Genomic DNA, 18470 nt, shown 5'->3' with positions numbered 1-18470 from the left:
CGCGCGCACGGTACTACGGCGGGCGGCAGGTCAGAAGAGGGGGGTGAGCTCGACGATCGCGGCGCGGCAGCGCGTCGCGGCGAGGACGACGTCGCGGGTGGTCGCGCCCTCGGGCAGCGCGGCGGCGAAGCGCGCCGGCCCGCCCCGGAGCGCGATCCCCCGGGCGGCGAGCTCCTCGCGGAGGAGCTCCGCGTTGGTGCGGACGGTGACGGCGTAGAGGCGGCTCCCGGCGGCGATCTCCGCGAACGTGCCCGAGAAGGCGAGCTCGCCGCCGGCGAGCACGAGGACGTCGGTGGCGCCGCGGACCAGCGCGCCCCGCGGGCCCTCGACGTCGAGCCGCGCGGCCGTGAGCAGCGCGCCGCGGCCCTCGGTGGCGCCCGCGAGCGCGGCCAGGACGAAGGCGGCCGCGGCGCCGTCGAGGCCGACGAGCGGATCCTCGGCGATCAGCACGGCGGGCGCGGTCACGATGGCCTGGGCGAGGACGAGCGCGCGGCGCTCGGGCAGCGCGAGCGCGCTCAGCGCGCGCTTCCGCGAGGCCGCGAGGCCGACCCGGGCCAGGGCGGGGGCCGCCATCTCGGCCGCCGCGCGCGGCGAGGCCCCCGCGAGGCGCGCGCCCCAGCCGACGTAGGCGTCCGCGGTCCACGCGAGCGGCAGCGGCGGGTCGAGCGGCGCCGCCCCGCTCGCCGCGCGGTGCGCGGAGCGCGCGACGTCGCGCCCGGCGACCTCGAGGCGCCCGGCGACGACGCGCGCCTCCCCGGGCGCCCCGCCGCTCGCGTCGTCCGCCGCGCCGGCCTGCGCCGGCCTGCGGAGGGACGAGAACGGGACGCCCGTGAGCGCCGCGAAGAGCGCGCCCGCGTCGCCGGCGCAGAGCACGCGATCGCCGCGCGTCGCCGCGGTGAGCGCGTCGACGGCGACAACGTCGTCCACCGCGATGCGCGCCGCGCGGGCGTGGAGCAGCGGCGGCGCGGCGGGCGCGGCCTGCTCCGCGGGCTCGGCGGTCCTTCGCGACGCGGGCTCGAGCTGCTCCATGGGCTCAGCGTTCATTCGACGCGGGCGACGCGGGCAACGCCGGCGGCGCGGACCCTCCGGGCTCGTCTTCCCGGGCCGTGGCGGGGGCGCCGAACGAGATCTCGCCGGCGAACTCGCTGCGCGCGAGCGGCCTGTCCGCGCCGAACACGAAGAACGGCGAGAGGGCGCGCGCGGCGTCGAGCATCACGGGGGGGATGGTCGCCCTCGCCAGCTCGCCCTGGGCCTGCGCGGAGAAGCCGACCAGGCTGAGGGCGTAGCCGAGGAGCGACGTGTCCTCCTCGGGGAGCGACTGGATGGGCGCGTCGTCGGGCAGCTGGCCGAGCCGGCGCGCCTCGGCGATCGCCTGCCGGAGCCCGCCGAGGCGATCGATGAGCCGGCGATCGAGGGCCTGGGCGCCGGTCCACACCTGCCCGCGCCCGAGCGCGTCGACCTCCTCGGCCTTCATGTGCCGGTTCTCGACGATGCGGGCGACGAACCGGTCGTAGAACTGCTTCACCTTGACGCCGAGCTGCTCGCGCTCGTCGTCGGTGTACGGCCTGTAGAGCGACTCGGCGTCGGCGCGGGGCGACGAGCGGAACGTCTCGATGCTGACGCCGAGCTTCTGGAGGAGCCCCGTGACGTCGACCTTCCCGTAGAAGACGCCGATGGATCCGGTGATCGAGGAGCGGTTCGCGAAGATCGGGGCGCCGGCGACGGACGCATAATAGCCGCCGCTCGCGGCCGACGAGCCCATCGAGACGATGAGCGGCTTCACGCGCGCCGTGAGGATCGCCTCGCGCAGGATGACGTCCGCCGCGAGCGTCGAGCCGCCGCCGGTCTCGACCCGGAGCACGACGGCGCGGACGCTGCGGTCTTCCCGCGCGCGGCGCAGCGCGCCCGCGACCGTGTACGAGCCGGCGAGCTTGACGCCGACGAACGGGATCGACCGGCTCTCGCCGTCGATCATGTCGCCGTCGAGGTAGACGAGCGCGACCTTGGGCGAGCGGCCCCAGCGCTCGGGCGCCTCGTCGCCCGGGTCGTCGTCGACGACGCGGGAGGCGCGCCCCATGACCTCGTCGACGACGCGGCCGAGCTCGTCGTCGTAGGCGAGCTGGTCGACGAGGCCGCTCTGCCGCGCCTCCTGGGCGAGGAACGGCCCGCGCGCGATCCGCCGCTCGAGCTCCGGGACGGGGATGCGGCGCCCGGCGCTCACCTCGGCGAGGAAGGCGTCGTTCAGCTGATCGAGCAGCGCCTGGTGGTCGTCGTTGCCGACCCGGGTGCTGGTCTCGCGCGCGAACTGCTCGGCGGCGAGCTTGTGCGCGCCGATGCGGACGATGTCGGCCTGGACGCCGAGCTTCTGCAGGAGGCCGCCGAAGTAGAAGTAGCTCGACGACATGCCGGCGAAGCGCAGCCCGCCCGCGGGGTTCATGGCGATGGCGTCGGCGCTCGAGCACACGTGGAGCGAGCGCCCGCCGGCGTCCTCGAGGTGGCAGAGGACCTTCTTGCCGTGGCTCCTCAGGTTGCGGATCGCGTCGGAGACCTCCTCGGCGTGGGCGAGCGAGCTGGCGGGCTCCGCGCGGAGCACGAGCGCGACGCCGGAGACCTCCGGGTCCTCGGCGAGGCGCCAGAGCTGCTGGAGGAGCCGCGTGTGCCTGCGGACGCCCGGGGTCGAGTCGAGGCGGACGCGGACGACGCGGGCCGGCAGCCGGACGCCCGGCTCGGAGAAGCTGCGGAGCGCGACGCCGGCGTAGAAGCCGGTGCCGCTCTTCGTGATGGCGTTGCCGAAGACGCCGCCGGCGGAGACCTGCAGCTCGTCGACGTTGACGTCGAGGCCGGCCATGGCGGCGATCTTCGGGCCGCCGTCGGCCGTGAGGTCGCGCAGCGCCACGTCGCCCCGGAGCGTGCCCACGTAGGGCACGCGCAGGCCGAGGGTCGCCCTGGGCGTCCAGGTGCCGCTCTCGTCGGGGTCGCTGTTCTCGACGTAGGAGGTCTCGAGCCCGATCTCGAGCGCGCGCCTGCCGCCCGCGGGCCGCACGGCGACGCCGAAGTCGTAGCTGCGCTCGATGGCCTCGCGGAGGCGGTTCTCGGGGCGGTTCCAGTCGCGCGCGACGGCCGAGAGCGAGAGCCAGGTGGAGGGCCGGAGCGTCACGCCGCTCGTGAGCGAGAAGTACCCGTCGAGCGCGGGCGCGTCGGAGCTGCCCCAGCCGAGCGTCGTGCCGAAGGCGAAGGTGGGGCCGGTGTCGAGGGCGAGCCCCCAGCGGACCCAGCGCGACGGGCTGTCGAACGGCGCCGGCGCGGCGTCGGGCGGGTCGAGGAAGTCGAAGCGCAGGCCGGTCGACACGTACCAGAGCGGCACGCCGAGCGCGATCGAGTGGCCACGCGCGGGCAGCGGCGAGGCGGAGCCCGTGTGGACCCAGGTCCACCGGAGCTCGGTGCCCGGGAGGAAGGAGAGGTTCGCGGGGTTCACCGCGATGGCCGAGGTGTCGTCGCTGCTGGCGACGGGCTTGCCGGGATCGGGGAGCGGCTGCGAGGGGCCGTCGGCCGGCGCGGCGCGCGCGGCGGTCGCGCCGGCGAGCGCGCAGAGGCCCGCGCACAGGCCGAGCAGCGCGGCGGCGGCGCTGGCGGGGCGAGCGGAGCCGGCTGGGCGAGCGGCGCTGGCCGGGTGCATGATGCTGGCGAGCCGCCCCGGCCGGGCGGGGCGCGGGGAGCGGGCGGGGCTTTGGGGGCGGGGTAGGTTGTTCATGCGCGGAGGAGCTCCCGGAGCGTATCCGCTTCCGCGTCGTACGTCCGCTGGACCTCGGCGAGGGCGAGGCGCTCGACGAGCGGGCCGAGCAGGTGCAGCCGGATCTGGATGTCGCCATCGACGCGGCGGCGGGTGCGGCCCTGGGGCAGGCGCTCGAGCCGGTACGTCCCCGCGGAGCGGAAGTAGCTGCGCCACTGCTCCTTCGGGCTGACCTGCCACGTCGAGGCGTGGTCCGAGAGGCGGTACGTCGAGCGCTCCTCCCAGGACATGGCGTCCTTCGCCACGGGGTAGCTCCGGAAGATCGGCAGCGGCGCGCTCGCCTGGAAGCGCAGGACGCGGAGCAGCTCCCCGTCGCGCAGCGCGTGCTCGACGGTCACGACGCTCTCGAGCGAGGCGACCCGCGTGGCGAGCCGAGGCCCGAGGTCCGGCGAGAGCACGGCGAGCTCCACGGCGTCGAGGGGCGCGTCGAGCTCGTGCGAGATGGTGAAGTGCACGCGGCCTTGTAACACGCCCGCTTCGAGGACCAGGCGCGGGGCGGGGGGATCGAGCGTGGGCGTGGCGTGGGAGGATCGAGCGCGGGCGTGGGAGGATCGGGCGCGGGCGTGGGAGGATCGAGCGCGGGCGTGGGAGGATCGGGCGCGGGCGTGGGAGGATCGGGCTGCGCGGGGGCCGGTTACACTTCCGGGGCCGGCTCCGGGACGGTGACGGGCGCGTTGGCCTTGGTTTTCCGGTAGGAGCGCCGCTTCACGCTCGCCCGATAGCGAGAGACGAACTTCGCTGCGAGCTTGGGCTGATCGCGGAAGGCGTAGCGACCGCCTTCGCGGATCTCCCTGGCGAGCTCGTCGGCGGCCCAGAACGCGCGGTTGCGGAGCTCGAGCGCCTGCGCGGCGCTCGCGTCCGAGGCCTCGTTGGCGGCGGCGTCCTCGAGGGCGTCGGCGAGCGCGCTGGCCCTCGCGAGATCCTTGCTCGTGATATCGGTCACGCCGAGCGCGCCCTCGTGGTCGGCCCAGAAGTCGACGAGATCGCGCAGGTCCTGGATGGTGTCCGCCAGGCCTGAGCCCTCGGCGATGCGCGAGAGCTCCGCCTGGGCGGCGTCGTCGTTCCGGCATCCCCACCGGCCGCCGGCCACGAGCTTCGCATCGAGCGCCTCGGCCTCGTCGCGGAGCCTCCGTTGCGCGGACGTGAGCTTCACGGCGCCGCGCGCCTTCTGCCACGCCTTCTCGATCGCACCGAGCCGCCGCGCGAAGCGCGCGAGGAGAGCCACCTTGTCGGCGGCGATACCGATCTTCGAGAGGCGCGCCTGCTGAGCGCCCGCGAGGCGCGTCAGGGAGGTGAGCTCACGCTCGGCGACGCTCAGGGGGATATCGGGCGGGGACGCGTAGCCCGGGTCGAGCGCGAGGAGCGCCTCGTCGGTGGTGGGGTCGTGGGTCTCTGCGGCTGGGCGCCTCGTCTTTGCGGCCGGCGTCTTGCTGGGCGACCTGGCCTTGGATGACGTGGATCCGGGCGTGTTGTTCACGGTGCGTGTCAGGGGCATGAGCTCCCTCCTGGTTGAGAGTGACTGGAGGATGGTCGCTTATCGAGAGTGGCTGTCAAGCTCGTTTGGCGCGCTGAGGCGCCTGAATCCTGCTGCGCCGAGCCGTTCGCGCGACACCGAGGGAGAGGCCGCCGGCGAGGAGAGGAGGAGCGGCGTGCTGTAATCGGTTGTAATCGAGGTGGTGTTGACACGGCGGGTCATGCGGGACATAGATGGTCGCGCGGCCCTTTCCACGGTGCCCGATGACCGCGGAGTAGCCCGCCGCTCGTCGGCTGCATGGTTTGGTGCGCATCCGTCGCTCCGCCGCACCGTCACCGCGGGGCGTGCATGCGTGCGTGCCGAGGCGCGCAGGATGCCTGCGGGAAACCCCCGCCCCTGAACCTGCTAGACGGTGCCCTCGCCCAGCGCTGCTTCTCGCGAACGTTGGTTTTCGACCGCGCCAAGCGCCGCGATATCTCGATGCCAGAGCAGGAAATTGTCGGCTGACGTGGAGTGTGTTCGCTTTTTAGTACGTTGATCGGCAACGTTGCTAGGAAAGAGACTGAGCCGTCGCGTGGTCATCTTCCTGGCGTGATGCGCAGCTGCTGAAGCGGTGCAGCTAGTGCTTGGGAGAAGAGTATGTATTCGAGTTTCGTTGATGAGTGCGTTTGCGGAGCTATCGCATTGCTTGCTGCTGGATGCGTGGCCTCGGGCGAACCGGAGACAGAGCTGTCCGGCGAACCCCAAGAAGATATCTACGGCGCTCAGGGTGTGCAGTCGATAGAACAGGCGTCCGAGCTGCCGCAGGAGCCCCTCTCGGACTCCGAACGTCAAGAGCCTTGCGCTGGGGAGCAGGGTGTGGCCGACAAGCTGAGCGGCGATGCGGCAAGCTACGTGTCAGTCGATTCTTACGGTGACTGTGGGTACACTGGCGGACCAGGTCTAGGTTGCCAGGCTGGATGGGTGTGGTGTGGCTGGTATCCGAAATGGTGCTCGTGTAAAGTGATGCGCATGCGTGAGGTTTGTCGGACGTGTGAGTGGAGTGAGCATCAGCTGAATTGTGGTGATTACGTGCCTACCGGCGTTGTCGTCGAAACGCCGATGCCTTGTTGCTAGGCGACTCATGAAGATTCCGAGCTTGTCGCCCACTCGGTGAGCTCGGACGGTAGCGGCGCCTGTGTCGCGCCGCTCGCGTGCCTCGCGAACGTGACTTTGTTCATCAGAGCCGTCCCCGTGAGCGGCCGCAACCCGTTGCATAGCTCAGCCCGTAACCTGGCGCGCAGGCACCGCGCTGGCCAGGGGTAAGCCACTCCGCTGAGCGCCTTTCTCTGACGGTGTGGATCAGGGGACGTCCGTCGGGTCCCAGCTCGCGCGGAAGCCGACATCGAGCCCGTCGAGCGTGCGCATCGTGTCGGCGTCGAGCGCGAAGTCGAAGATCGCGCCGTTCTCGGCGATACGCGCGGGCGTGACCGACTTCGGCAGAACGATCAAACCGTGCTGCACGGCCCAGCGCAGCATGACTTGCGCTGGTGTGCGTCCGGCCTTCGTCGCCGCGGAGACGATGACCTTGTGCCCGAGCTTCACGCCCTGCGTGAGCGGGCTGTACGCCTGCACGAGGATCCGGTGCTTTGCGCAGAACGCGCGCAGCTCGGCCTGCCCGAGGAACGGGCTGAGCTCGACCTGGTTGATCGCTGGCACCACCGCGCTCTCGCCGAGGAGCTCATCGAGGTGCCGCACGGTGTAGTTGCTGACGCCGATCGATTTCGCGAGGCCTCGCTTCTGCGCGTCGACGAGCGCGCGCCAGGTGTCGCTGCGCTTGCCGGTGACGGGAAAGTGAATCAACACGAGATCGTAGGCGTCGAACGCAGCTTCCTTCAGCGAGCGCTCGAGCGAGCGCAGCGTCGTGTCGCGCCCCTGGTTGAAATTCGCGATCTTCGTCGTGACGAACACCGCGTCGCGACCGAGGCCGCTCTTGCGCACCGCGCTGCCGACGTCCGCCTCGTTGCCATAGAACTGGGCGGTGTCGACGTGGCGATAGCCGAGGCGCAACGCTTCGAGGACGGCGCCCTCGGTCTCTGCGCCGGGCGCCGATTGATACACCCCGAGCCCGAGCTGCGGAATGTAGCGACCGTCGATCATCTGCAGGCGTGGTGATTCGATCATTGCCGGGCCCCCGGTCTCATTCATCGCTCGGCTCGGCCGAGCGCAAAGAGTGTGCTGACGAAGCCGACACGCTAGCCACGGTGAAGGTCGACGGCAAGAGCAAGAAAACTCTGTGGCGACTGTGCAGAGCGCGCGCCAGCTAGCCGATATCGCTGAAGAGAGCGAGCGCTTCGTTCAGAATAGGCAAATTCGTGGACACGTTTCGCGTCCTCTACCCGGATACCCGGACGAGGCGCCGGTCGGCACATTCCACGCGTTCAGCGGAGACGAGGGCGGAGAGAAGATCGATTTCATCTTCGCTCAGCCGGCGCCGGTCGCGGAGGTGCTGATGGCCCAGATCATCCGCGAACACCGCGACGGCCTCTATCCGTCGGATCACTTTCCCGTCACCGCCAGGCTGCGCCTTCAGCCCTGAATACACAGCGTGTCCCGGGAGGTCGGGGGCCAACCGGCGATGGGTGAACGATGCGAGTGCAGCGAGGCCATATAAAGTAAACCGCGGCAGATCGATTGAGCGATCCGATGCTGGCGGCGCAGGCTGCATGGCAGAGAACGTAGGTTGAGCCCCTCCATACGACGACGCGACGAGGATGACGAGCAAAGTCACATTCGCGGGTATCCTGGGGCCCACGCGGCGCCTGGCCGCAAATCCCGGCATCCTCGTCTCGACAGCCCAACGCGGCAGTGCTACCCATCCACGTGTCCGGCGTCGAGGGGGAGGACATGTCATTACATCATGGCCTGTCGCCGATGCACGCAGGAAAGGATCGCCTTATGCGCATCAATCAAATCCGAGGTCTGCGGGCAGCTCAGCTTGCGTTCGCGTCCGCGTCTGCGGGAGCAGCCTTCTGCTTCGCAGCGTGCTCGGCCGACACGGGCCCCACGGCCGAAGACATGGGCGAGCAGGACCAGAATCTTGCAGCCTGTTCGTATGCGGTCACAACGAACGCGTACGAAGGAGCCCCGGAGTACTGGGGGACCATCAAGATCAAGAACACGGGCGCGAGCGCGCTGAAGAAGCCGACTGTCGCCTTCGACGTGCCGGGCGGTGTCACGTGCGATCATCACGAGCCGGGCTGGACCCACACACAAGCCGGCTCCCGATGCACCTATTCGAGGACATCGAACGTGTCCATCGCCCGCGGCGCGTCATTCACGCTCAATTTTTCCACCGATTCGGTGTCCTCGTTCACCCCGTCCCGCGTCGAGCTCCGCGACACCAGCTGCTCCAGCGGCGGCAGCACTACAGGCACGGGCGGCGGCAGCACGACGGGCAGCGGCGGCAGCACGACGAGCAGCGGCGGCAGCACCACAGGCACGGGCGGCGGCGGCAGCACCACGGGCACGGGCGGCAGCACGACGAGCGGCGGCAGCACCACGGGCACGGGCGGCGGCAGCACGACGGGCGGCGGCAGCACGACGGGCGGCGGCAGCACGACGGGCGGCGGCAGCACGACGGGCGGCGGCAGCACGACGGGCGGCGGCAGCACAACGGGCAGCGGCGGCAGCGGCGGCTCCGGCGTGGTGTGGCAGACGGCCAGCCTGACGGAGTTCGAGTCTTACCCCGACCCCGGCAGCGAGGAGTGCATCGAGTACAACGGGTGCACGTGGGCCGGCCAGTTCGCGGCCCTCGACGGAAAGCAGCCGGAGAGCTGGGTGAGAGAGAACAACATCGCCGCGGTGCACTCGAAGGACTTCGAGAGGTACAAGCTCAAGACCCTGCGCCTTCGAAAGAATGGCGAGGAGATCGACGTCAAGGTGTACGACATGTGCTCCGACGCCGATTGCAGCGGGTGCTGCACGCGGAACGCGCAGCCGTCGGGGTACCTGATCGATATCGAGAAGTACACCGCTCAGCGGTTCGGGGTCTCGGCGTCTGGACAGGTCGAGTGGAGGTGCCTCGACTGCAATTGACGGCCGTCTTGCCTGGTCGGCGGCTCGGGCGCCGCCCTGCTCACCCGCCGAGCGCGCTGTCGATCGCCTGCGTGAGCTTCGGGTCGTCCGGCGCCACGGACGACTCGAACCGCGCGATCACCGACCCGTCCTTGCCGATCAGGAACTTGGTGAAGTTCCACTTCACCTCGCCGGCAGGCGCGGCTTGCGTGAGGAAGGCATAGAGGGGGTGCTTGCCGCCCCCCTTGACCGGGATCTTCGAGAACATGGGAAAGCTGACGCCGAACTTCGTGGAGCAGAAGGCGGCGATCTCGGCGTCGGTCCCCGGCTCCTGCGCGCCGAAATCGTTCGACGGGAAGCCGAGGACGGCGAAGCCGCGATCCTTGAGCCGATCATGGAGCTCCTCGAGCCCCGCGTACTGCGGCGTATAGCCGCACTCCGAGGCGGTGTTCACCACGAGCAGCACCTTGCCTCGGTAATCACCGAGGGAGCGGTCCTGTCCGTCGATGGTCTTCATGGTGAAGTCGTAGAGCGACATGGCCTTTCCTTCCTGAGCAGCGCCGGGCGTGTGCTCCGGCGTGGTGCGCTCGACATCCCTCCCACAACCCGACACACAGGCGAGGGCGAGCGAGCTGATCAGGGCGAGTCCACACCGGAGCACGCGCGGCGAGCGTTCCATGGCGCATGGATAGACGCGCGTCCGGTCCGCGTCGAGCAGGAACGCGCTCCGCGTCGAGGCGACGCCGCCGAATGCGGCTGGAGAACATCGGCTTGGGCGCGGCACGCGGCGGTCGGGCTCGGTGACCTGGCTTGCTGGAAGGAGGCCATCGCGACGGCAGCAGGGTGGACGGGCAGGACGCTCGCCCTCACTTCTTCGTCAGCGCGTTGTAGCTGGTGATGAGGTTGCGGTAGTCGGGGATGTGGTTCGAGAACAGCGTCGCCAGTCCCTCGATGTCGTTGCGCCAGTCGCGGTGCAGCTCGCAAGCGACGCCGAACCACGTCATGAGCTGCGCGCCGGCTTGCGACATGCGATCCCAGGCGGAGTGCCGGGTGATCTCGTTGAAGGTCCCGGACGCGTCCGTGACGACGAAGACCTGAAAACCCTCCTCGATCGCCGACAGCGCGGGGAAGGCCACGCAGACCTCGGTCACGACGCCCGCGATGATGAGCTGCTGCTTGCCCGTGGCCTTGACGGCTTTGACGAAGTCCTCGTTGTCCCACGCGTTGATGTTGCCGGGGCGCGCGATGTACGGCGCGTCCGGGAACTGCTCTTTCAGCTCCGGCATGAGCGGGCCATTGGGGCCGGACTCGAAGCTGGTCGTGAGGATCGTCGGCAGCTTGAAGTACTTCGCGAGATCGGAGAGCGCGAGCACGTTGTTCTTGAACGTGTCCGGCTGGATGTCGCGCACGAGCGACAAAAGTCCCGCCTGATGATCGACCAGCAACACGGCGGCGTTGTTCTTGTCGAGTCGAACGTACGGCTTGGTCATGGGCTGTCTCCTCTTCTGTCGTCCTGGGTGATGCGTCTGTGTGGCTCGACGTCCGAGCATGGAGGTCGTTCAATCGTCCAGGTGGCCGAACTTGCCGCTCGCGAAGTCGACGAACGCCTGCTGGATCTCCTGCGCGCTGTTCATGACGAACGGGCCGTACCGGACGATGGGCTCGTCGATCGGCTCGCCGCTCAGGACGAGCAGGTGGGCCTCCGATTCGGCCTCGATGAGCAGGCGCTCGCCGGCGTTCTCGAACACCGCGAGGTCGTGCGCCGCAGCGTGCGTTCCGTCGATCGCAATGTCGCCTTTCATGACGAGCAGGCCCAGGTTATGGCGCGCCGGGAAGGTGAAATCGACCCTGCCTCGCGCATTCAGGCGGACGTCGAGGACATCGATCTTCGTGAAGGTCTGCGCGGGCCCCTTCACGCCCTGGTATTCGCCTGCGACGACCCGGACGGAGCCCGCATTCTCGGGGAGCGTCACGATGCCCATCCGATCGCTGGTGATGCTTTGATACCGAGGCGGCGACATCTTGTGCGCCTTCGGCGGATTCACCCAGAGCTGCGCCATCTGGAACGGGCCGGAGCTCGGACCGTGCTGCTCGGGTGGCGCTCGTCCGCGTCTGCATCGTGTTCGTGGTGGTCATGGCTGCGTCCTCCTGACACGAGGAGGAATAGACACGCCAAGCTCATAGAACAATGTGCAAAAACTGGAAGAACTGTTCCAATTGCTGGAACAATCTTGTCACGCGCTCGCGGCCACGCTCGGCGTGGTGGACAACACGAGGCGCTGGCGGAGCAGGAGGCTCGTGTCCGGCGTGGTGGCGGCCCGGAGCGCGAGGTCGAAGCGCTCCTCGACGACGTCGACCCTGCGATCGGTGCAGACCAGGTCGACCTGGACATCGGGGAAAAGACGCAGGTATTCGGCGAAGATCGGTCCGAGAACGGAGAAGGCGAGCGGGGCCGTCACCCGCAAGAGCCCCCGGGGCGTGGACTGGAGCTGCGAGACCGCGAGCTCTGCCTCCTCGAGCGCGGCGACGATGCGAACGCAGTGCTCGTAGTAGACGCGACCGACGTCCGTGAGGCTCAAGGTCCGCGTGGTCCGCTGGAGCAGCCGCGCGCCGACGCGCGACTCGAGATCGGAGATCTTCCGGCTCACGCTCGACTTCGGCATCCCGACGGCGGTCGCCGCCGCCGTGAAGCTGCCTCCCTGAACGACCCTCGTGAAGAGGACGATCTCGTCGAGAGCGACGTTGGGCAGGCGAGGGGCCATGGATGGGACAATTTACGCAAATCGCGCGAATTGTGCCAAGACAGCGCCAGGAGGCTCACACGCCGACGCGCTCGAGGTGCACGCGCACCTCGGCGGCCGCCAGCGCCGCATCGCCGCCCGCCGTCCCTGCGCCGCGCTCCACCGAGCCGCCCGCGATCTCCGCGATGAGCAGCGGCCCCGTCGCCTTCACGATGCGGCGGGCCTGGTCCAGCACGCGCGCCCTCTCTTCCTCCGTCGCGCCGGCGAGGACGCCGCTGAGGATAACCCCGCAGGCGCGGTTCGCCGGCAGCGCGGCGAGCCCGGCGACGGTCGTCGCGCGGGCCGCGAGGCCGCACACCTGCGCCACGTCGCGCGCGAGCAGCTCGGCCGCCTCGCCGACCACGACGACGCCGCCGTACAGGCCGCGCAAGGCGGGGGCGGCGACCGCCCTCACGCCGCGCACGAGCCGCGCGCGCGCCTCGATCGCGTCGGGCGAGCAGTCCGGCAGGCGCTCCGCCGCCGGCGCGTCCGGGGCAGCCGCCATGACGGCCGGCGACAGCGCCGCCCGGATCGCGGCGAGCCGCGCCCGCCACCACCGGGCGCCATGCCCGATCTCGCGGGCGCGGCGCTCGCGCTCTTCCCGCCCTCGATGGACGTGGACCTGAAACGCCTCCGTGGCGGCCTTCTGCGGCTGGCGCAGGGCGCGGACGCTCGTGAGCAGGCGCATCTCGATGAGGTCCGCGCGCCGCACGCCCTCCAGCAGATCGACGAAGGCTCCCTTCTCGGCGCCACCGCCGATGAACCACTCGTCGAAGCCGCCAAGCGCATCGACGAGGCCTCGCCAGACGATGGGCAGCCCGTCGCGCACGTCGGAGAGCGACTCGGAGCCCGGGGCACCGGGGCGGAGCCGATCGCCCTGGGCGCCGGGCACGCCGCCGTCGAGCGGCGTGGCCGCGAGGAGCGGGGCGAGCCCCTCGACGGCGCCCGAGGCCGCCCACGCGGCCGAGCGCTCGATCCACGCGGCCGGCGGCAAGGCGACGCGGGCCAGCGCCGGCGTGAGCACGGCCGGCACGCCGCGCGCGAGCGCCGCGTCGTGCTCCGAGAGCGCGTGCTCGACCGCCTCGGGCGGGAGCAGGACATCGGCGTCCAGAAACCAGATCAGCGGCGCCCGGGCGGCGCGGAAGCCCGCGTTCCTGGCATGGCTGCAGTGCGGGAACTGCCCGCGCGGGCGCGGGCTGTCGACGATCTCGACCCGGAAGGGGTGAGAGCCCGGCTCCGCCGCGGCGCGGATCGCGCCGCCCGGGTCGCCGCCGTCGCACACCACCACGACCTCGAAGGACGACGGGGCGGCGGTCTGCGCGCGCAGCGCGAGCACGGCGCGCCGCAGGAGGGGCGCGGCCGACGCCTGGCACGGGATCACGAGGGCGATGCGCGGCGGGGCGGCGCTCGTCGCGCGAGCCTCCGCAGCCGGGCCGGGCGCGCCGGCCGCATCACCCGCAGCGCCGCCTCCGGCGGCCGCGTCACCCGCGGACGCGCCGCTGCCGCCCGCGCCCGCCGCGGAGCCGCCCCTCAGCGCCGGCCGCTCGCCGAGCACCTCCCACAGGCTGGCGAGGCACCGCTCGCGCTCGGTCAGGTACGCGTCGCGCGCCGCTTCCTGGATGCGCCGGAGATCCGCCTCCGTGAACGCCATGCAGCGCTCGACCGCATCGCGGACGTCCTCGGGAGCCACCGCGTGCGTGCGCACAAGGCCCTGCGCGCCGTGCGGCGCGGCCGGCATGCGCAGCGCACAGCCGTCGATCTCGCTCATCGCCTCGGTGTCGGGCACGAGGACCGCGGCGCCGACCGACAGGCCCTCATGGAGCGCGTGACCCCAGCCCTCGTAACGAGACGGACAGAGGTGGAACCGAGACGCGTTCTGGTAAAAGCGAAGCCGCCGCTCGTCGACGCGCCCCGCGAACTCGACGTTCCGCGGCCTGAGCGACCAGCCGAGCGAGGACACGACCGTCAGCGGATACGGGATGCGGTGGCGCTCCCAGGCCAGAAGCACGGAGTCCGTCCCCTTCGCGTCGGAGCCGCCAGGGACGTGCAGGAAGCGCCGCGCCCGAGGCACGGACGGGTCCCAGCGGTCCTCCGAGAAGAAGCCGAGGCGGCGGGCCCGCGGCGTGAGCGGGGCGAAGTGCGACAGCGCGTCCCGGGTCTTGCACAGGACGAGCTCGAAATCGTCGAGCGCGGACCGGGCCTCCGGCCGCCACCACTCGGCGTTCGGGATCAGCCAGCGGCGCGGCGCGCCCTCGGCGAGGCGCGGCTCGTAGACCTCGAGGAAGATGACGAGATCGGCGCCGCCCGCGCCGCCCGCGTCGTCGACACGCTGGAAATGAACGCCGGTGACCCGGTGACCCCAGCTCTCCAGGAGGCTGCCGAGAAGACGGTAGTCGCGCTCGAGCCCCTTGCCGTTGTCGATGTTGGTGACGATGTGGATCTGCATCGGAAGCATCCCGTCGAATCGTTCGGGAAGATTCACAGGGAGGCGGGGAGGCGGGGAGAAGGGGAATAAAATCCCATCAATCTCCCCGTCTCCCCGCCTCCCTGTTCAATTCTCTGTCAAATGAGGGGATTGGTCATGAGCCGCATCTCAGCCTGATACCGCCCGGCCGGCGCCGCGAGGGCCCTCCACCAGGCCAGGGTCACACCCAGCCCCTCAGCCCCGCGTGGTGCTCGCCGAGGATGCCGAGCATCTGGCGCATGCGGTGCACATACGTGAAGCTCGCCTTGACGCGCGCGTGCCCGGCCCGCCGGATCGCCTCGCGCTCGTCGTCGTGCTTCACATAATAATCGATGAGGCGCCGCAAGGCCGCGAAATCGCCGAACGGATAGAAGACCACGTGCTCGCGATCCCGGAACTCCTCCTCCAGGCCGAAGATGTAGGGGTGGATCATGAAGCCTCCCCGGCCGAGCGTCTCGTAGATGCGATCGGACCAGTAATGCGGGTGATCGAAGCCGACACACAGGCTGTCGCCCACGACGATCTTCGCGGAGGCGTACAGGCGGTTGAGGGCGTCGCCGCGCACGCAGCTCTCCGGTGAGCCGTGCTTCACGAAGCGGCGGCCGTACGTCTCCGACAGGAAATCCACGAGGCGCCTCCGATAAGGCCACTCCGGATGATAATCGTACGAGCCCACGAAGCAGACGTCGGCCGCGACGCCGGGGTCGACCTCCGCGAGATAACACTCGGCGCCGTACACGCCGGGCTTGAGGTAATGGTGGCGCACGCCCTGCGCCCGGAAGAACGCCTCGCTCCCGCCGTCGGGCGTGAACACGTGCTGCGTGCGCCAGAACGGGTCGAGCCGGAGATCGCGGCCGCGCGACAGGCCGGCGTACAGGTCGAGGTGGTACGAGGCCGTCGGGATGGGCAGCTGCGTGATCCAGCGCAGGGCGTCGCCGCGCAGGCCCCATGTGCGGGTGTAGAGCAGCAGATCGACGTCGCGCGCCATGCCGTCGAGCTCGCCCAGGGTGAACGCGTTCTCCTGGGCCTGGACGACCTCGACGCCGAGCGCTCGCAGGCTCTCGCCGACGTGGTTCTCGGTCGAGAACGACGGGCCGAAGTTGCCGATGTACAGGACGCGACGGCGCATGGGCGAGGGGGCCACGACGGCGGCGCCCGTCAGGGCGGCGGGTCCAGCGGCCACGTGGCCACGAGCGCGCGCGCGTCGGGCGTGCGCGCCTTCGAGAGCACCGCGAGCGTCACGGTGCGCGCCGTGACCAGCACGCACGGCGCCGAGAAGGTCGCTGGATCGGCGCCGCCGGCGTCCACGGGGAGCACGCGGAACGCGGCGCCCGGGGCCGGCCGGTGCGCGACGAGGAGATGGGAGGCGGACGTCGCGACGATCACGAGCCCGCCGCCCGCGCGGTCGGCGTCGAGCTCGAAGACGCGGCGGTCGCCGAACGGCGCGTCCTCGGCGCCGGCTGGGCCGTACGCCGCATCGCGGGCCGAGACGCGCACGGTGCCGGGCAGCGCGCCGCCGCGCGAGGCGCCGGGGGCGACGCGCTTGCACACCGCCGTGGGGCCCGGCGACCCGGCGAGGACCACGACATCGATGCACTCGCCGAGCGGGTGCTCCACCGAGGCGCCGCCGGCCGCCGCGGCCTCCAGCACGACCGCCGTCGCGCTGTCGACGACGGCGGACACGGCGCCCGGGGCGCCGGGGGAGGGCGCGGGGAGCGAGCCGGCGCCCGCGCCGCGCACGAACCGAGGCCCGCTGAAGCTCGCGAACGGCCGGTGCGCCGTGAGCGAGGTACGGACACCGGAGGCGCCGTCGAGCCGGACCAGCGCGTTCACGGCGCCGCCCGCGACCTCCACCACGAACGACAGCGCGCCGCCGTCCGCCGCCGCGGCGTCCCAGCGGGGCAGCGCGGGCAAGAGCTGCGGGATCGTGGCGACGGCGCCCGACGGACCGCGGCCCGCGAGCGGCAAGGCCCAGACGTCGGTGCGGTGCGGCGGCGCCGCGCTGTGCGTCGACGATGCGAGCAGCACCGGCGCCCCGTCGAGCGCGACGAGGCGCAGGGTGTCCGCGAGCGGGGCGTCGGGCAGCGCGGCGGGAGAGAGCGCGAGGGGCGGAGGGGGCGTTTCGTTCATGGGCGCAGATCCGGGGGCGGGGCGACACGCGGCGGCGGCGAGGCAGACGAGGAGCGCGGGCGCGGGAGGCCCGCGCCACGGCCTCCAGGGGGCGCTGGTCGAGCGGGGCGAGGGCATGCCGGTCGACCTCCGCGCTGCGCTAGCGCGACAAACGGGTTGAGATCGCATGCAAACAGCAAGAAATTGAACCGCCAAGGCGCCAAGGACGCCAAGATTTTATTGTCTTCTTGGCGTTCTTGGCGCCTTGGCGGTTCATTCCCCTGGTTTCCAAGCTGGTCGGTGCGCTAGATGCGGGCGTTCGTGCGCATGTTCCACAGCTGCACGAGGGCCTGCGGGTTCGACGATTTCGGATAGCCGGCGAGCGCGGCCGCGAAGAGCCCGTCGATCGCGCCGGTCTCCCACGTGGCCGCGTCGGCGAACGGCCCGCCGCCATACGAGGGGTCGTAGAGCTGGCCGCCGTGCACGACGATGAAATGGTTGAAGAACGCGGGCGGGGGCTCGGGGTTCCGCTGGCCGGGGATCCCCGGCAGGTTGACCACGTCGGTCCACATGCGGTGGGTCCACGGGGCGGGCTGCGTGGCCGCGTTCCACTGCCAGTTCTTCACGAGGAACCCCTGGGATCCCGAGGTCCACGCCGTCACGGTGACGACGACCACCACCTTGTCGGCGCTGGTGATGCCGTGGACCTTGAGCATGTCGATGAAGAACTCGGCCCACGAGCCGCACTGCCCGCTGCCGTCGGCGCTCGCGAGGAGCAGGCGCGTGTTCGTGCACGTGGTCGTGTTCGGGTTCCAGTACGTGAGGCCCACGCCGTCGCGCTTGCGCGTGAGCGCCCGCGTCGCGAAGGGCGCGAAGCTCCGGGACACGACGCGCCCCTCGGTCGTCTCGCCCTGGGCCGCGCGGCACGAGATGTCCACGAGCGTCCAGTGGACCGTGCCGGCCGGCGCGCCGAGCACCGCGTAGACGAGGTGCGCCGTCGTGCCCGCGCCGACCCAGCCGGTGCCGGCGGCGTTCGCCTCCCACGCGATCGTCAGCGGATCGTAGCAGGCGACGACGTCCGGCAGCGGCGCGCTGCTCGTCATCGAGGGCGTGGAGACGTCGACCGACCCGGGCGACACGCTGACCGTGCACGTCCATTCGAGCGTCACGCCGCCGGCCATGGCGCGGCCGCGCAGCTGCACGGACTCGGTCCCCGTGGGCGGCCGGAGCACGCGCAGCACCACGGCGAGCGGGACACGCGCGCCGCGGACGTAGCAGACCGGCGATTGCTCCGTTGCCTGCCGGGTGCTCAGCCACTCGGGGGAGGCGAAGTTCCCGAGGGAGTCCCGCTCCACCGCGTGGTTCGCCGCGAAGTCGACCTGGATCACGCCGACCAGCGCGTGGACGATGTCGGGCGCCTTCGGCGACGGCTGCACGGGCGGCGGCACCTCGAGCGGCCTGCGCGCCTCGGGGGCGCGGGGCGGCGGGCCGCGGAAGGCGAGGATGCACCCCGTCCGGAGCAGCTCGGCGACGCGCTCGCGGAGCAGGTCGAGCTCGCGCGCCGCGTCGAGCGACACGATGCCGGCGCCCGCGGCGCACAGCTCGCTCAGGAGATCGACGCGCTCGCGGTCCGGCTCCTCCGAGGGGAACCACGCGGGCACCTCGAGGGCGGCCAGGTGCGGCTCGATCGGCTCCGCGCCCTCGGGCAGGACCGCGCCGGCCGCGCGGACGAAGCCGACGTCTCCGTACGCATCGACGACCTGCCAGACGTTGCCCATGAATCCGCGCGATCCGCTG

The 18470-nt window shown here is 71.3% G+C and carries 15 protein-coding genes; 2 read left to right on the top strand and 13 right to left on the bottom strand.

Annotated elements, in window-relative coordinates; translation table 11 throughout:
- Window positions 1-30: 30 nt before the first annotated feature.
- The 5 genes from ACSRUE_RS06985 to ACSRUE_RS06965 all read right to left on the bottom strand — a co-directional run bounded on the left by ACSRUE_RS06985 (window position 31) and on the right by ACSRUE_RS06965 (window position 7427).
- Complete coding sequence (locus ACSRUE_RS06985; RefSeq protein WP_441290335.1) at window positions 31-1029, bottom strand: ABC transporter ATP-binding protein; 999 nt, start codon at window positions 1027-1029, stop codon at window positions 31-33.
- Window positions 1030-1033: 4 nt separating this feature from the next.
- Complete coding sequence (gene sppA, locus ACSRUE_RS06980; RefSeq protein WP_441290334.1) at window positions 1034-3751, bottom strand: signal peptide peptidase SppA; 2718 nt, start codon at window positions 3749-3751, stop codon at window positions 1034-1036.
- Window positions 3748-4245: a DUF2505 domain-containing protein gene (locus ACSRUE_RS06975; protein WP_437763252.1), complete on the bottom strand. Its 498-nt coding sequence runs from the start codon at window positions 4243-4245 to the stop codon at window positions 3748-3750. Before ACSRUE_RS06975 ends, sppA begins: the two co-directional genes overlap by 4 nt.
- Before the next feature lie 179 nt (window positions 4246-4424).
- On the bottom strand, window positions 4425-5285 hold the full coding sequence (locus ACSRUE_RS06970; RefSeq protein WP_441290333.1) for a hypothetical protein: 861 nt from the start codon (window positions 5283-5285) through the stop codon (window positions 4425-4427).
- Between the two features lie 1320 nt (window positions 5286-6605).
- Window positions 6606-7427: an aldo/keto reductase gene (locus ACSRUE_RS06965; RefSeq protein WP_441290332.1), complete on the bottom strand. Its 822-nt coding sequence runs from the start codon at window positions 7425-7427 to the stop codon at window positions 6606-6608.
- A 112-nt stretch (window positions 7428-7539) separates the two neighbouring features.
- On the opposite strand from ACSRUE_RS06965, the gene ACSRUE_RS06960 reads away from it, so the two are divergent.
- Both ACSRUE_RS06960 and ACSRUE_RS06955 read left to right on the top strand, forming a co-directional pair.
- Entirely contained in the window at window positions 7540-7842 is a 303-nt protein-coding gene (locus tag ACSRUE_RS06960) for a hypothetical protein (protein WP_441290331.1), read from the top strand.
- Window positions 7843-8201: 359 nt separating this feature from the next.
- A complete protein-coding gene (locus tag ACSRUE_RS06955) occupies window positions 8202-9341 on the top strand; it encodes a hypothetical protein (protein WP_441290330.1) in 1140 nt (379 codons plus the stop codon).
- A 40-nt stretch (window positions 9342-9381) separates the two neighbouring features.
- On the opposite strand, the gene ACSRUE_RS06950 is transcribed toward ACSRUE_RS06955, so the two are convergent.
- The 8 genes from ACSRUE_RS06950 to ACSRUE_RS06915 form a co-directional block, all read right to left on the bottom strand.
- Complete coding sequence (locus ACSRUE_RS06950; RefSeq protein WP_441290329.1) at window positions 9382-9858, bottom strand: glutathione peroxidase; 477 nt, start codon at window positions 9856-9858, stop codon at window positions 9382-9384.
- Between the two features lie 328 nt (window positions 9859-10186).
- Entirely contained in the window at window positions 10187-10810 is a 624-nt protein-coding gene (ycaC, locus tag ACSRUE_RS06945) for an isochorismate family cysteine hydrolase YcaC (protein ID WP_437296142.1), read from the bottom strand.
- 69 nt (window positions 10811-10879) lie between these two features.
- Complete coding sequence (locus tag ACSRUE_RS06940; protein ID WP_441290328.1) at window positions 10880-11341, bottom strand: pirin family protein; 462 nt, start codon at window positions 11339-11341, stop codon at window positions 10880-10882.
- A gap of 213 nt (window positions 11342-11554) precedes the next feature.
- The gene (locus ACSRUE_RS06935; RefSeq protein ID WP_441290327.1) at window positions 11555-12082 is read right to left on the bottom strand and encodes a LysR family transcriptional regulator; all 528 of its coding nucleotides are present in this window, start codon (window positions 12080-12082) and stop codon (window positions 11555-11557) included.
- A 55-nt stretch (window positions 12083-12137) separates the two neighbouring features.
- Window positions 12138-14555 (bottom strand): glycosyltransferase, encoded by a 2418-nt coding sequence (locus ACSRUE_RS06930; RefSeq protein WP_441290326.1) that lies wholly within the window; start codon window positions 14553-14555, stop codon window positions 12138-12140.
- Window positions 14556-14745: 190 nt separating this feature from the next.
- Window positions 14746-15693, bottom strand: coding sequence for a glycosyltransferase family protein (locus ACSRUE_RS06925; protein ID WP_438033852.1), 948 nt, complete (start codon window positions 15691-15693; stop codon window positions 14746-14748).
- Between the two features lie 29 nt (window positions 15694-15722).
- The gene (locus ACSRUE_RS06920) at window positions 15723-16694 is read right to left on the bottom strand and encodes a hypothetical protein (protein WP_441290325.1); all 972 of its coding nucleotides are present in this window, start codon (window positions 16692-16694) and stop codon (window positions 15723-15725) included.
- A 284-nt stretch (window positions 16695-16978) separates the two neighbouring features.
- On the bottom strand, window positions 16979-18451 hold the full coding sequence (locus ACSRUE_RS06915; protein WP_441290324.1) for a hypothetical protein: 1473 nt from the start codon (window positions 18449-18451) through the stop codon (window positions 16979-16981).
- Between the last annotated feature and the right edge of the window lie 19 nt (window positions 18452-18470).

Origin of the sequence: Sorangium sp. KYC3313, assembly GCF_052075895.1 — a bacterium.
GTDB classification, from domain to species: domain Bacteria; phylum Myxococcota_A; class Polyangia; order Polyangiales; family Polyangiaceae; genus Sorangium; species Sorangium cellulosum_B.
The sequence above is the reverse complement of the archived record's forward strand: the minus strand, read 5'-3'. Positions and strand labels throughout refer to the sequence as shown.

Excerpts from the sequence above, each read along its gene's own strand:
- ACSRUE_RS06985 (WP_441290335.1), bottom strand. The coding sequence starts at position 1,029 with ATGGAGCAGCTCGAGCCCGCGTCGCGAAGGACCGCCGAGCCCGCGGAG.
- sppA (WP_441290334.1), bottom strand. The coding sequence starts at position 3,751 with ATGAACAACCTACCCCGCCCCCAAAGCCCCGCCCGCTCCCCGCGCCCC.
- ACSRUE_RS06970 (WP_441290333.1), bottom strand. The coding sequence starts at position 5,285 with ATGCCCCTGACACGCACCGTGAACAACACGCCCGGATCCACGTCATCC.
- ACSRUE_RS06965 (WP_441290332.1), bottom strand. The coding sequence starts at position 7,427 with ATGATCGAATCACCACGCCTGCAGATGATCGACGGTCGCTACATTCCG.
- ACSRUE_RS06955 (WP_441290330.1), top strand. The coding sequence starts at position 8,202 with ATGCGCATCAATCAAATCCGAGGTCTGCGGGCAGCTCAGCTTGCGTTC.
- ACSRUE_RS06950 (WP_441290329.1), bottom strand. The coding sequence starts at position 9,858 with ATGTCGCTCTACGACTTCACCATGAAGACCATCGACGGACAGGACCGC.
- ycaC (WP_437296142.1), bottom strand. The coding sequence starts at position 10,810 with ATGACCAAGCCGTACGTTCGACTCGACAAGAACAACGCCGCCGTGTTG.
- ACSRUE_RS06940 (WP_441290328.1), bottom strand. The coding sequence starts at position 11,341 with ATGTCGCCGCCTCGGTATCAAAGCATCACCAGCGATCGGATGGGCATC.
- ACSRUE_RS06935 (WP_441290327.1), bottom strand. The coding sequence starts at position 12,082 with ATGGCCCCTCGCCTGCCCAACGTCGCTCTCGACGAGATCGTCCTCTTC.
- ACSRUE_RS06930 (WP_441290326.1), bottom strand. The coding sequence starts at position 14,555 with ATGCTTCCGATGCAGATCCACATCGTCACCAACATCGACAACGGCAAG.
- ACSRUE_RS06925 (WP_438033852.1), bottom strand. The coding sequence starts at position 15,693 with ATGCGCCGTCGCGTCCTGTACATCGGCAACTTCGGCCCGTCGTTCTCG.
- ACSRUE_RS06920 (WP_441290325.1), bottom strand. The coding sequence starts at position 16,694 with ATGAACGAAACGCCCCCTCCGCCCCTCGCGCTCTCTCCCGCCGCGCTG.
- ACSRUE_RS06915 (WP_441290324.1), bottom strand. The coding sequence starts at position 18,451 with ATGGGCAACGTCTGGCAGGTCGTCGATGCGTACGGAGACGTCGGCTTC.